General features: G+C 65.3%; 11 protein-coding genes. 6 read left to right on the forward strand and 5 right to left on the reverse strand.

Annotated elements, in window-relative coordinates:
* Positions 1–7 precede the first annotated feature (7 nt).
* The 3 genes from XH98_RS09980 to XH98_RS09990 all read left to right on the forward strand — a co-directional run bounded on the left by XH98_RS09980 (position 8) and on the right by XH98_RS09990 (position 4,945).
* Entirely contained in the window at positions 8–988 is a 981-nt protein-coding gene (locus XH98_RS09980) for an amino acid--[acyl-carrier-protein] ligase (protein WP_271618493.1), read from the forward strand.
* Positions 989–1,024: 36 nt separating this feature from the next.
* Positions 1,025–1,900, forward strand: a complete 876-nt coding sequence (locus tag XH98_RS09985; RefSeq protein WP_271598101.1) for an acyl-CoA acyltransferase — start codon at positions 1,025–1,027, stop codon at positions 1,898–1,900.
* Between the two features lie 180 nt (positions 1,901–2,080).
* Positions 2,081–4,945 (forward strand): PAS-domain containing protein, encoded by a 2,865-nt coding sequence (locus XH98_RS09990; RefSeq protein WP_271618494.1) that lies wholly within the window; start codon positions 2,081–2,083, stop codon positions 4,943–4,945.
* Positions 4,946–5,148: 203 nt separating this feature from the next.
* On the opposite strand, the gene XH98_RS09995 is transcribed toward XH98_RS09990, so the two are convergent.
* On the reverse strand, positions 5,149–6,843 hold the full coding sequence (locus tag XH98_RS09995; protein WP_271618495.1) for a bifunctional diguanylate cyclase/phosphodiesterase: 1,695 nt from the start codon (positions 6,841–6,843) through the stop codon (positions 5,149–5,151).
* A 219-nt stretch (positions 6,844–7,062) separates the two neighbouring features.
* Between XH98_RS09995 and XH98_RS10000 the strand changes: the two genes are divergently transcribed.
* Positions 7,063–7,323 carry a hypothetical protein gene (locus XH98_RS10000; RefSeq protein WP_271618566.1) on the forward strand — a complete coding sequence of 87 codons (261 nt, stop codon included), beginning with the start codon at positions 7,063–7,065 and terminating at the stop codon, positions 7,321–7,323.
* A 107-nt stretch (positions 7,324–7,430) separates the two neighbouring features.
* On the opposite strand, the gene XH98_RS10005 is transcribed toward XH98_RS10000, so the two are convergent.
* The 3 genes from XH98_RS10005 to mtgA all read right to left on the reverse strand — a co-directional run bounded on the left by XH98_RS10005 (position 7,431) and on the right by mtgA (position 9,235).
* Positions 7,431–8,069, reverse strand: a complete 639-nt coding sequence (locus tag XH98_RS10005; RefSeq protein ID WP_271618496.1) for a hypothetical protein — start codon at positions 8,067–8,069, stop codon at positions 7,431–7,433.
* Between the two features lie 139 nt (positions 8,070–8,208).
* Complete coding sequence (gene rpmF / locus XH98_RS10010) at positions 8,209–8,391, reverse strand: 50S ribosomal protein L32 (RefSeq protein WP_007598106.1); 183 nt, start codon at positions 8,389–8,391, stop codon at positions 8,209–8,211.
* A gap of 169 nt (positions 8,392–8,560) precedes the next feature.
* Positions 8,561–9,235, reverse strand: a complete 675-nt coding sequence (gene mtgA, locus XH98_RS10015) for a monofunctional biosynthetic peptidoglycan transglycosylase (RefSeq protein WP_271618497.1) — start codon at positions 9,233–9,235, stop codon at positions 8,561–8,563.
* Positions 9,236–9,396: 161 nt separating this feature from the next.
* Here mtgA and XH98_RS10020 point away from each other — a divergent pair, with 161 nt between their 5' ends.
* A complete protein-coding gene (locus XH98_RS10020) occupies positions 9,397–10,320 on the forward strand; it encodes a polyprenyl synthetase family protein (protein ID WP_271598283.1) in 924 nt (307 codons plus the stop codon).
* A gap of 180 nt (positions 10,321–10,500) precedes the next feature.
* Complete coding sequence (locus tag XH98_RS10025) at positions 10,501–11,181, forward strand: DUF1345 domain-containing protein (protein ID WP_271598284.1); 681 nt, start codon at positions 10,501–10,503, stop codon at positions 11,179–11,181.
* Between the two features lie 51 nt (positions 11,182–11,232).
* Here the strand turns inward: XH98_RS10025 and XH98_RS10030 are convergent, their stop codons facing one another.
* Complete coding sequence (locus XH98_RS10030) at positions 11,233–13,080, reverse strand: caspase family protein (protein WP_271598285.1); 1,848 nt, start codon at positions 13,078–13,080, stop codon at positions 11,233–11,235.
* Positions 13,081–13,269: the final 189 nt, after the last annotated feature.

The following is a 13,269-nucleotide window of genomic DNA, read 5'->3' on the forward strand; positions in this document are numbered from 1 at the left end:
TCGGACCATGAACATTGCCGTCTTCCCCGATTCGCCCGAGACCGCGCCTGAGATCGCGGATCCGCTCGATCATCTCGCCGACAAGCTGTTCCACCGCATGGGCGCGGACGGCGTCTATGCGCGCACCGCGCTCTATGAGGGCGTCGTCGAGAAGCTCGCTGCGCTGATCACCAACCATCGCGAAGCCAGCACCGAGGTCATGCGGTTTCCGCCGGTGATGAGCCGCGCCCAGCTCGAGAAATCCGGCTACCTCAAGAGCTTTCCGAACTTGCTTGGCTGCGTCTGCGGTCTGCACGGGACCGAACGCGAGATCAACGCCGCGGTGAGCCGCTTCGACGCCGGCGGCGATTGGACTTCGTCGCTCTCGCCCGCCGACCTCGTGCTGTCGCCGGCCGCCTGCTATCCGGTCTATCCGATCGCGGCGAGCCGCGGGCCCCTGCCCAGGGGTGGCCTGCGCTTCGACGTCGCAGCCGATTGCTTCCGTCGCGAGCCATCGAAGCATCTCGACCGGCTGCAATCGTTCCGGATGCGTGAATATGTCTGCATCGGCACGCCCGATGACGTCGCCGATTTCCGCGAGCGCTGGATGGTGCGCGCGCAGAAGATCGCGACCGATCTCGGCCTTTCTTTCCGCGTCGACTATGCCAGCGATCCCTTCTTCGGCCGCGTCGGCCAGATGAAGGCGGTCAGCCAGAAGCAGCAGCAGCTCAAATTCGAGCTCCTGATCCCGCTGCGCTCGGAGGAGCAGCCGACCGCCTGCATGAGCTTCAACTATCACCGCGAACATTTCGGCACGACCTGGGGCATCCAGGACGCCAACGGCGAGCCTGCCCACACCGGCTGCGTCGCCTTCGGCATGGATCGTCTCGCCGTCGCCATGTTCCACACCCACGGCACAGATCTTTCCGCCTGGCCCGCCAAGGTGCGGGAGATGCTGGGTATCCAGCCGCAAATCGCGGCCGACGCCCACGGCGAAGGTTGGCGCTAAAACAAGAGGCTTCCTATTTCTACGGGCAAGACGAGCGTGATCCATACCAAGGTTCGATGTCGCGAGATCACCGAGTCCGATGTCGAAGGCATCGCGGACCTGCTGACGCGCGGCTTTGTCGGCCGCTCGCGCAACTACTGGATCCAGGGCCTGCGCCGGCAAGCCTTCCGGCCGGTGCCGGACGGCTATCCGCGCTTCGGCTACATGCTCGACAATGACGGCGAGCCGGTCGGCGTGCTGCTGCTGATCTATACCGCGCGCAAGGACGGCGAGGAGACCGCCATCCAGTGCAACCTGTCGAGCTGGTATGTCGAACCAGCCTATCGCAACTACGCGCCGCTGCTGACCAAGATCGCGCAGCGGCACAAGCACGTGACCTATCTCAACATCAGCCCGGCACCGTGGACCTGGCCGATCGTCGAGACGCAGGGCTTCCGCGCCTATTGCCGCGGTCTGTTCGTCTCGGTCCCGGCACTGTCGCGCGCGCCGCGCCGGAGCAAGATCGAGGTCATCTCGCAGCACGCCAAGACGATCGAGGGGCTTTCCGAAGCCGAGACCGAGCTCCTGACACGGCATGCGCGCTACAATTGCCTCAGCCTGGTCTGCCGCACGCCGAAGGGCGTATTCCCCTTCATCCTGCAACCGGTGCGCATCCGCCGCGGTTTCATCGCACCGCCGGTGATGCAGTTGATCTACTGCCGTGGCGCCGCCGAATACGCCACCTGCGCCGGCCGCATCGGCCGGCTGCTGCTGCGGCTCGGCAAGATCTCAGTGCTCGTCGATTCAAACGAGCCCATTCCCGGTCTTGTCGGTATTTATACCGAGCAGCGCGGCCGCAAATATTTCAAGGGCCCGCATCGCCCGCGACTGGCCGATCTCACCGATACGGAACTCGTGCTGTACGGGCCGTAGGCGCGATACGCGCTGACGACAGCGCGAATTGTCGTGCGGTCTGGGATCAACACTCTCAGCATCAGTAGACACCCTCCGTAAACTACGGCGCTTAAGGGAATTTTCCCGCCTCTTCGCTACGCTCAGTGGCTGAATTACGTTGTGTTAAGTTTATTGCCACCGAGATCCGCTGATCCCATGATGTCGACCTGCGACAACGAGCTCGGTGCGCGCCGCGAGCAAGGCCAAGAGGCCCTGCTGTCGCTGAGTCAGCTTGCGCTCGACGGCATGGAACAGGGCGTCTGCGTCTACGACGCGGACAACCGGATCGTCCTGGTCAACCGCCGGTATGTCGAACTGTTCGACATGTCGCCCGACATCGTCCGGCCCGGAACGTGCTACCGCGACGTGCTCGCCCACAGCGCAGCGCGCGGCAATATCCCGGCGAGCGAGCTCGACGCGCTCTACGCTACGCGGATCGCGTCGATTGCGGCCGGCGAACCGTTCCGGACCCGGCAGACGCTCGCAAGCGGCCTTGTCATCACGCTCGAGCTGAAGCCGCTTCCCGCTGGCGGCTGGATGACGATTTGCGACGACGTCAGCCGCCTCGCCCGCCTAGAAGCCGAGTTACGGCTTCAGACCGAGCGCAGCCAGCACGCGCTCGCGAACATGTCTCACGGCCTCATCATGTTTGACGCCGATAGCCGCCTCGTCGTCTGCAACGAACGTTTCCTGCACCTCTACGACCTCGATCCCGACATTCTGAAACCGGGTATTACGCACACCGAGTCGATCGACCTTTGGCTCGCCCGCGGCAACCGAACGGACATGCCGGGAGACGAATTCCGCAATGCCCGGATCAACGATGTCCTGACCCGGAACCCCAAATCCGTTTTGGTGACGCGCTACGACGGCCGGAAGATCCAGGCCGTATCGCGGTTCATGCCCGACGGTGGTTGGGTGACGCTGCATGAGGATGTTAACGAGCGGCTGCAATCCGAGGAGACCCTGAAGCAGCAGAACCTCATGCTGGATGCTGCGCTCGAGAACATGGCGCATGGTCTCGCGTTCTACGACAGCGACATGCGCCTGCGTGTCTGCAACTCCACCTATCAGAAGATCTACCGGCTGTCGCCGGAGGAGAGCAAACCGGGTACGCACCTGTCCGAGCTGATCGAACGATCGATGGCGAACGGCGCCTTTTCATCCGAATACAGCCCGCAGCAGATCCTTGAAGCCGCGCGCGCCCGGATCGAGAACAACGATTCCTCGCCGATGCGCCGGCGCATGACCAACGACACGATCATCTCGGTGCGCTATTGCGCGCTGCCCGAAGGCGGCTTCGTCGCCACCTATGAGGACATCACCGAGCGCGAGCGCGCGGTCGAGGAGCTGAGCGAGCAGTACCGCCGCTTCGACGCCGCGCTGAACAACATGAGCCAGGGCCTGTGCATGCTCGATGCGAGCCTGCACGTGATCGTCTGCAACCGCCGCTACATCGAGATGTACGGCCTGTCGCCCGACATCGTTAAGCCCGGCGTCTCGATGCGCGAGATCATGGAGCACAGCTGCGATCTCGGCATCCATCCGAACACGACCGCCGCCAAGCTCTATGCCGACTATGTCGAGCGGCTGCGCGAGGGCGAACACACGCTGCACCGCCACTTAAGCGACGGCCGCATCATCAAGCTCAACCACAAGCGGATGGAGCATGGCGGCTGGGTCGTCACCTACGAGGACGTCACCGAGCGCCACAAGGCCGAGGCCCGCGTCGCGCATATGGCGCGGCACGATTCCCTGACGGATCTGCCCAACCGCACGCTGTTCCGCGAGAAGATGGGCGAGGGACTGAACCAGGTCGCGATCGCCGGCGGGTCCATGGCGGTGCTGTGCTTCGACCTCGACAATTTCAAGACCGTCAACGACCGGCTCGGCCACGCTGCCGGCGACCGGCTGCTGCGCTGGGTCGCGGCGCGGCTGCAGGAGAATGTCGGCGAGCATGACACCGTCGCCCGCCTCGGCGGCGACGAGTTCGCCGTGCTCCAGCGCGGACCGCAGCCGCAATCGGCGGAGCGGCTGGCGTGGCGCCTGGTCGAGATCATCGGCCGCCCGCCGCCGCTGGAAAGCCAGTCGATCCATGTCGGCGTCTCCGTCGGCATCGCGATCGCGCCCGACCACGGGCTCGATGCCGACGAGCTGATGAAATGCGCCGATCTTGCGCTGTACCAGGCCAAGGCCAAAGGGCGCGGCGCCTATCAGTTGTTCGAGCCGCGGATGGAAGAGGAGGCGCGCAGCCGCCACGCGCTCGAGCACGATCTGCGCGGCGCGCTGGAAGATAACCAATTCCATCTGGTGTTCCAGCCGCAGGTGCGGCTCGACAGCAGCGAGCTGACCGGCTTCGAGGCGCTGCTGCGCTGGAAGCATCCCTCGCGCGGCCTGGTCTCGCCGGCCGAGTTCATTCCGATCGCCGAGGAGAACGGGCTGATCGTTCCGATCGGCGAATGGGTGCTGCGCACCGCCTGCGCCACGGCCGCCTCATGGCCTGAGGTCATCGTCGCGGTGAACCTGTCGCCCGTGCAATTCCACTCGCGTGGACTGGTGGCGATGGTGACGAACGCGCTGGCGGAAGCCGGGCTGCCGCCGCAGCGGCTGGAGCTCGAAGTCACCGAGACGGCGCTGCTCGACGACAGCGAAGCGACGATCGAGATGCTGCACCAGCTTCGCGCGCTCGGCGTACGCGTCAGCCTGGATGATTTCGGCGTCGGCTATTCGTCGCTGAGCTATTTGCGCAAGTTCCCGTTCGACCGCATCAAGATCGACCGCTCCTTCGTCGGCACGCTCGGCGAAAGCCCGGAGAGTGTCGCGATCGTCCGCACCATCGCGAGCCTCGGCTCGGTGCTCGGCGTCGAGACCACGGCGGAAGGCGTCGAGACGATCGAGCAGCTCGACTTCGTGCGCGAATGCGGCTGCACCGCGGTGCAGGGCTATTATTTCGGCAAGCCCTGCCCGGCGGCGGAGGTCGGGATGACCATCGAGACGCTGAACGCGGTTCGCCGCGTGGCGTGAACTCGGTCTCGTCTCCTCAAGTTTCGAAAACAACCCCATGCACAGTAGAACGGGTGTTGATTTCACAGGAGAAATTCGTCGCAAACGTAGGGTGGATGAGCCGAAGGCGTAATCCACCACTTCTCCCCACGCGGATAGCAGGTGGTGGGTTACGCCAAGGGACTGCGCTTCGCGCAGCCCGGGGCTAACCCACCCTACGAGACCTACCCCGCCGCCGGCAGCGCGTCGTTCGGCGGCTGACACCACGGCCGCTCGGCTGAGGCGAGGCCGATCAGGCGGCCCTGGATGTAGTCGCAGCCCCAGTCGCGCAGCATGGTGGCGGCCTCCTCGTCCTGCACCCATTCGGCGACGGTCTTGATGTCGAGGCGGCGGGCGAGGTCGATCAGGGTCTGCACGAAGGCGCGGTCGTCGGCGGAACGGATGATGTTCTGCACGAAGGCGCCGTCGATCTTGACGATGTCCACGCCGAGCTTGCGCAGGTTTCGGAACGAGGTGTAGCCGGCGCCGAAATCGTCGATGGCGATGCGGCTGCCGAAATTCTTGAGCCGGCTGACGAAGGCGCGGACGTCGTCGATGTCCTGGATCGCGACCGTCTCGGTGATCTCCACGATCAGCCGCTCGGCAACGCCGGGATGGGCGCGCATCAGCGATTCGATTCCGGCCCACCAGTCGGGATCCATCGTGGTATCGGGCGAGATGTTGAGGCTGAGCCTGACATCGGGCGCGGCCGCGAGCTCTGCGACCACGAGCTCGAGCACGCGATGATCGACCAGGCGGATCAGGCCGAGCCGTTCGGCGACCGGCACGATGTCGGGTGCGAGCAGCACCTGGCCGTCGCCCTGGTCCATCCGCACCAGGCATTCGTGGAACGCGCCCTCGCGCGTGGCGGCCGATACCACCGGCTCGTAAGCGAGCCTGATGCGACGCTCGTTCAGCGCGGTGACGATCTCGTCGGTGACGCGGATGTTGACGCGGCGCTGCGCATCACGGGTCGCATCCGGGCGCCAGGCCGCGAACGCACCGGCACGGCGACGCTTGGCGGCGTCGAGCGTCTCATGGGCGCGATTGATCGCCTCGTCGGTGTTGCGGGCATAGCGTGGCAGGCTGACGGCGCCGATCGAGACGGTGACAGACACCGGCCCCGACTTGGTCGGCACCACCTCGTCGCGGACACCGGCGAGGAAGCGCTCGGCGGCGACGTTCATGTCGTCGACGGTGCAGTTCTTCAGGATCAGGCCGAACTTGTTGCCCGAGAAGCGGCCGAGCACGTCGCCGCCGCGCAAGCGCGCGCGAATGCGCCTGGCGACGTCGAGGATCACGGCATCGGCCACGTCGAAGCCGAAGGCGTCGTTGACGCGGGCCAGATGGTCGATGCCGACCAGCATGAAGGCCGCGGTGGAGCGGAAGCGGCTCGTCTCCTCGATTGCTTCGGCCAGCGCCGCGATCAGGTGCGAGCGGTTGAGCTCGCCCGTCAGCGGGTCGAGCCGCGCAAGCCTGGTCAATTCCTCGTCGCGGGCATGCCGTTCATTATTGATCCTGATAGAGCCGATCGCGCGCGTGGGGCGACCGTCAGCGCCGGCAAACCAGCGGCCGGTCTCCTCGATCCAGACCACGGGATCGGAGGCGCTCATGCGCACGCCATATTCGACCCGGTAGGGCGTGCCGTCGTTGCCGTGCACGGCGGAGGTCTGGGCCAGCGCGGCGCTCCGCAAGCCTTGCGCAGGCTCGATCAGCTTGGCGAACTCGGCGCCGGTGGCAAGCCGCTCGGCCGGAATGCCGGGGAAGATGGCGCCGGCCTGCTCGCCCCAGACGATCGCGTCGCTGGCGAGATCCCAGACGAACAGGGCCTCGCCGAGGGCGGCGAGGATTTCGGAGGCTTGCGGCAATGCTGGGGTCAAAAGCGCCTCGTTTCGGGACAGCGGGGAGTCCTGAGCCGGCACAGAATAGGGCCAGAATCGTCTCCGACCCTAGGCAAAGTTCATAAACAATTTGGAAACCACGTTTCCGAACCGCGCGGAACGGAATAGGCTCGGCCGGCATAGGCCTTGCGAGACCATCACATGCACCGGCGCCAGCGTCCCAAAACGCGCCAGTTCATCAGGATCAGCGGTGTTGCGATGGTGAATGCGGATCAGATCGAACAAACGACGCGGGAAGCGAGTACCGCGCTGGTCCCGCTTGCGCCGGTTTTACAGCTGGTCCGCAAGGTGCCGCTGACTCGCCCCGATCCGAGCTTCGTCACCCAGCTGATCGCCAATGCCGAGCACCTGCCCCAGGCGAGCCGGCTGCGCCGCGGCTCGTCCGAGGACGCCCGCACGGCCTATGGCAGCAAACGGCCGCTTCCCAGCGTTACCTCGCGCACGCGGCAGGTGGCGTAGCGCTGCTTTCAGGAAAATTGTCGCCTCGCGCTCGCTCCGCCTCTCCCGCAAGCAAGCGGGAGAGAGAGCACACCTTCACGGCGGTGACAGCTGTAGCGCTCTCTCGCTCACCGCGGCTCTTCGGGCGAGGACGGCGTGCCGTTGCCTGGCTGCAAATGCGGTGAGGGAATTTCCGGCGACGGCGCGATGCCCGGCTTCGGCGCGGGGTGGTCCATCAGGACGGATTCGGCCACCGATTGGGCCGAGGGCGCGGGCCGTTCAGGCGGCGGTGCGGGCACGGGATCAACCTTCGGCTCGAAGGTTGATGCCGGCGACGGCGCCTCGGCCTGGCGCTTGGCCTTGCGCGGCACTGTCACCGTCTCCGTGGCGACATAGGCAATGCGGCGGCGGGTGCGTTGCGCGATGCCGCCGAGGAAATCGGCCATCGAAAGCAGCACCAGAAGAAAATAGGTCGAGTTGCCGAATTTGGGCCACATCACGAATTCAGCCGCGGCCGCGCCGAAGATGATCAGCGACAGCAGATGATCCATCAGGAATTTCGCGCCGGGCCGCGCGCCCTTGACCACTTCGAGCAGCAGCAGCAGCACGCCGAGCGCCAGCAGCAGATCAGACAGCGTGACCGGCCAGGTCTCGCCCGTGATCATCGGCACCTTGAACAGCACGTCCGAGAAGGACACGCTGGGCATCAGGAAGGCGATGATGTTGTAGACCGCGAGCGGAATCAGAAGCAGCGGGAAACCGACCATCGGCAAAGCGCCTTCTCGATCAAGATGTCCAGACAGAACAATGCAGCGGCGAAGCATTCGCTCCGCCGCCGTCACCGTCATATCTCATGGGTTGGCAATCAGGCGGGCGCAATGCCCGCCTGGAAGAAGAGTCCTTGGCTTAGGACTCTTTCTTCTTCAGGACCTGACGGCCCTTGTACATGCCGGTCTTGAGGTCGAGATGGTGCGGACGACGGAGCTCGCCTGAGTCCTTGTCTTCCACATAGGTCGGCTTCTTGATGGCGTCTGCCGAGCGGCGCATGCCACGGCGCGACGGCGAAGTTTTACGTCTCGGAACGGCCATTTCGATATCCTCTAGGGATTGGTGTTCATCCGGGCATCGTCCGCCAGGGACGGCTCAGCACCCGCAATACGAGGCGAGCTGAATGCCGATCAAGGCCGGGCTTATAGAGGAAGGCTGGCCGTAAAGCTAGGGTTCTGGAGCGGAAAAACGGTACGAAAAGGCCCCGAAATCAGCGATTTTCCCGCCAGCAGGTCAAAAGCGAAGTGGCCTGCGCCCTTGCCACATAGGTCCCGGCCAGCCGCCTCACCCCCGGTCCCGGGACCCTGGCGCTGCGTTTGACCGGATTCGGCAGGATCGCGGCCAGAAGGGCCGCCTCCCGGGGGGACAGGTTGGCGGCCGACTTGCCGAAGGCATAGGTGCTGCCGGCCTCCGCCCCGAACTGGCCCTGGGGCCCGAGCTCGGCGATGTTGAGGTAGATTTCCAGGATCCGCTGCTTGGGCAGGACGAGATCGATCCAGAGCGCCAGCGGAAATTCCAGCGCCTTGCGGACGAAATCCCGCCCCTGCCAGAGGAACAGGTTTTTCGCCACCTGCTGGGTGATGGTGGAGGCGCCGCGGAACGCGGTGCCGTCCTCCTGCGCGTCGTTGATCGCCTCGCGCAGCGCGCCCCAATCGATGCCGTGATGCCTGCAGAAATGGGCGTCCTCGGCCGCCACCACCGAGCGCGGCAGGTAAGGCGACATCTCGGCGAGATCGATCCATTCCCGATGCATCGGCGCGCCCGTCAGCGAGCGCCAGGCCATCAGGGTCGAAACCGGGTGACCGGTGCGGTAGAACGGCGCGACCACATAGGGCACGAGAGCCACGATCGCGAGCGCTACCAGCAGGATTTTGACGATGCGCAAATCGACCTTTCCGGCGCGAAATCAAACGCAGCCACGGATGGCGGCATTAAGCCTGTGATAATTCGGGCCTTTTCCAGCACTTTTTAGGCCTTCCAAACGATTGACTGGGGCGGGCGCATAAAGGATTGTCCCGCCGAATTTTAGTTCTGGAGCCTTTCTTGATGACCGGCACGTCCCCGTCCGATTTCGCCAAACGTCTGGACAAGACCGCTGATGACACCGAGGCCTTGCTCGGGCGTCTGCTGTCGGACGACATCCTGCCCGATGAGATCGCCCGCCCCAAGCGGCTGATGGACGCGATGCGCTATTCGAGCCTCAATGGCGGCAAGCGGCTGCGGCCGTTCCTGGTGGTCGAGAGTGCGGCCGTGTTCGGTGTTCCCCGCGAGGCCGCGCTGCTCGTCGGCGCCGCGCTCGAATGCATCCACTGCTATTCGCTGATCCATGACGATCTGCCGGCGATGGACAATTCGGACCTGCGCCGCGGCCGCCCCACCCTGCACAAGCAGACCGACGATGCGACCGCGATCCTTGCCGGCGACGGCCTTTTGACCATCGCTTTCGACATCATCACCCGCGATGAGGTGCATCGCGACGCCAATGTACGGCTGCTGCTGACGCGCGCGCTGGCGCGCTGCGCCGGCATCGGCGGCATGGTCGGCGGCCAGATTCTCGATCTGGCCGGCGAAGGCCGCTTCGGCGGCAATGAGCCTGTTGATGTTGCCCGCATTCAGCAGATGAAGACCGGTGCGCTGCTGCGCTATGGCTGCATCGCCGGCGCGATCCTCGGTCAGGCCTCAAATGCGGAATATCAGGCGCTCGACGATTACGGCCGCGCGCTCGGTGAAGCCTTCCAGATCGCCGACGACCTGCTCGACGTCGAAGGCGATGCGGCCGCCCTCGGCAAACCCGCCGGCGCCGATGCCGCCCTCGGCAAGACCACCTTCGTGACCCAGCTCGGCATCGACGGTGCCAAGCAGCGTGTGCGCGACCTGCTGGCCCGCGCCGACAGCGCCATCTCGATCTTCGGCGAGCGCGCCGCCGTCCTGCAAGCCGCCGCGCATTTCGTGGCCGAGCGGAAGAACTAGTAACCCCAGGCTCCTCACCTCTCCCGCTTGCGGGAGAGGTCGGATCGCGACAGCGATCCGGGTGAGGGTTCTCTCCTCTTGGGGAGTGTCCCATCGCGGAGACACCCTCTCCCCAGCCCTCCCCCGCAAGCGGGGGAGGGGGCGCACCCGCGATGCCGCTCGATTTACCGGACGATCTGCATGGAAAAAGAAGATCCCGCACTCGCCCGCTTCCGCCAGATGTCGCGGCCGATGCGGCTGATCTATGCGCGGCCGCGGACTTTCATCTCGCTTGCCGCCGGCATCCTCGTCTGCCTGCTCATTCCCGGTTCGTTTCGGCTGGCGACGCGGCTGCTGTTCGGCTGGGATGCGCTGATCGCGGTCTATCTCGTGCTGGTCTATACGATGATGCTGTGCAACGACCACCAGCACATCCGCCGTGCGGCTGCGATGCAGGACGACGGCCGTTTCGTGATCCTGCTGGTGACGGCGACCGGCGCGTTCGCCAGCATTGCCGCGATCGTCTATGAGCTCGGGACGCCGCACCGCGGCGCCATGGAACTGACCGTTGCGATCAGCACCATCGCGCTATCCTGGGCCGCCGTGCACACGACCTTCGCGCTGCATTACGCCCATGACTATTATCGTCACCCGCCGGGCGGCTTGCAGTTTCCGAGCGGCGACACCGAAGACCACGCCGACTATTGGGACTTCGTCTATTTCTCGTTCGTGATCGGCATGACGGCGCAGGTCTCCGACGTCGGCATCACCGACAGGACCATCCGCCGCACCGCCACCGCACACGGCATCGTATCGTTCATCTACAACACGGCGCTATTGGCGCTGACGGTGAACATCGCGGCGAGCGCGATCGCGACATGATCCCCGCAATATTGTCCCGGCTTCGCCAGGACGATATTGCAAGCGACGCTCTCAGTTGCAGACTTCGTAATTGGCATCGTTGTGAGGGCCGCCACCGCCGCGATACTCAAGATGACAACCGCGCTTGACAGGACGGCATAGCAGATCGTTGCAGAAAATCTGGCCGCCACCGCCCGAGGCGCGACCGGCGCCAGCAGCAGCAACGCCTGCAGCTCCAGCGGCCGCACCGCCGGATTGACGACGCTGCCGTGCGGCACGGTCATCGCTGTCGTCGCGCGTGGCGGTTGCGGGCTTGGAGGTTGCGGGCTTGGCGGTTGCTGGCTTGTCAGTTCCGGGTTTGGCCGGCTTGGCGGCGCGCTGCTTCTCGCATCGATTGTCGTCATTCAGCACATAGCCCTCGTCGCAGACGATCTTGGTGCAGACGTCGCCATCGGCCTTGAAGCCGTGATCGCAGACCAGCGGGCAGACGCGTGACTGCCTTGACTTGACCGTGTCGAGCGCATCCGTGCTCGCCACCTTCACGTCGAGCTTGGTGCCGGCATAGCGATTGAACTGCGACAGCGACCGCTGCGAGGACGTGTTCCAGACGCCGTCAGCCTGTCCCGAGAAACAGCCGACGCGACCGAGCTCGGTCTGAACCGAGCGATTGAGATCAACAGGCGTTGCAGTCGGCGTCAGCGCGGCGACGTTGGTCCCGGCAGGGCTTGCGGTGCCGGCCGGCGCAGTGCTCGGCGCCGCCGCGAGATTGACCCGCTGCTGCTCGGCAGCAGCAGCCTGCTGCTGCGCCTGCTCCTTCGCTTTCTGCGCGGCAAGCTGGGCCTGCTCGGCCGCCTTCGCCTCGGCCGCCGCCCTGGCTTGCGCATCCGTCTGCGCGCCAATCGCAGCGAGACGGTCGCGCTCGGCCTCGGCCTGCCTGGCCTTCTCGATGGCGGCGGCATGAACCTGCTCGGCCTGGATCTTGTCGATCTGAAGCTTGGCAAGGTTGGCGTAGAAGCCGTCCGGGTGCTGGGCCAGGAAGGCTTCCCATGCCGCCCTGTTGCCGACCTGGAGCGCAAGCTCATAGTCGCGGCGCATATCGGCCTGCGGATTTAGCGCGGGCGCGGGTGCTGCTGCCGGCGCGGCCTTGACCGGCACCAGCGGCACATCCTCGCCGCCGAGCGAGCCGTAGACGAACGGCTCCTGCTTGTTGCCGGTCGCCTTGAGCACGTCGTCGCGCACGAAGCCGAAGGCGCGGCGGACGTCGAGGCCGGGCGTGGTCAGATGCTTCGACAAAGCGATGGTGAAGGGGCTGTTGGCGCCGTCGCCATCCTGCGCGGTGAAGCCGGCCTTGGCCGAATAGGCGATCAGCGTGTTGGTGCTGGCCGGCTCGACCTGGGCCAGACCGCGGCCGATGCCGCGCGAGGCCAATGTGCGCTTCATGGTCCTGCCGAACGGATTGTCGCGGCAGGCATCGAGGATCACCAGACGAAGCTGCTTGGCCGGCTCGACCGCGACCAGCACGCGATCCAGCGAGAGCGCCTCGTCATAGACGTCGGTGTCGCGCTCGAGCTTGGCATCGACAGGGATCAGATAGTTGGAGCCGTCGACCTCGATGCCGTGGCCGGCATAGTAGACCAGGGCGATGTCGGCATCGCGGGTCGCATCGGCGAAGTCGCGCAGCACGCGCCTGGTATCGAGCGCGGTCAGGTCGTGGCGGGAATCGACGACATCGAAGCCGGCCTCCTTCAGCGTCTTCGCCATCACCGCACCGTCATTGACGGGATTGGCGAGCGAGGGCGCGTTCTGATAGGCCGAGTTGGCCAGCACCAGCGCGACGCGCTTTCCGGCAAAGGCGGGATCGGCGCCAAACAGCAGCGCGACGGTGAGGAGCAATGGGCTAAGCCTGAACAAATTGCGCATGACCACTTCCAAAATTTGGGGGCAGTTCACACCCTCGGGGACAGCCTTAGCAAGATCCGCCGCCTGCGCTTGTGATGGAGGTCACCAAGACGGCGCGAGCAACCGGCTAAGGAGCCCCTTTTGTTAGTCGCGCCAGTGCGTTGGCGGTTCGCCGCCTGCCGCCTCGGCCGGTTTTCGCCAGAGCCCCGT

The sequence above is a fragment of the Bradyrhizobium sp. CCBAU 51745 genome, from assembly GCF_028128715.1.
Lineage (GTDB): Bacteria > Pseudomonadota > Alphaproteobacteria > Rhizobiales > Xanthobacteraceae > Bradyrhizobium > Bradyrhizobium manausense.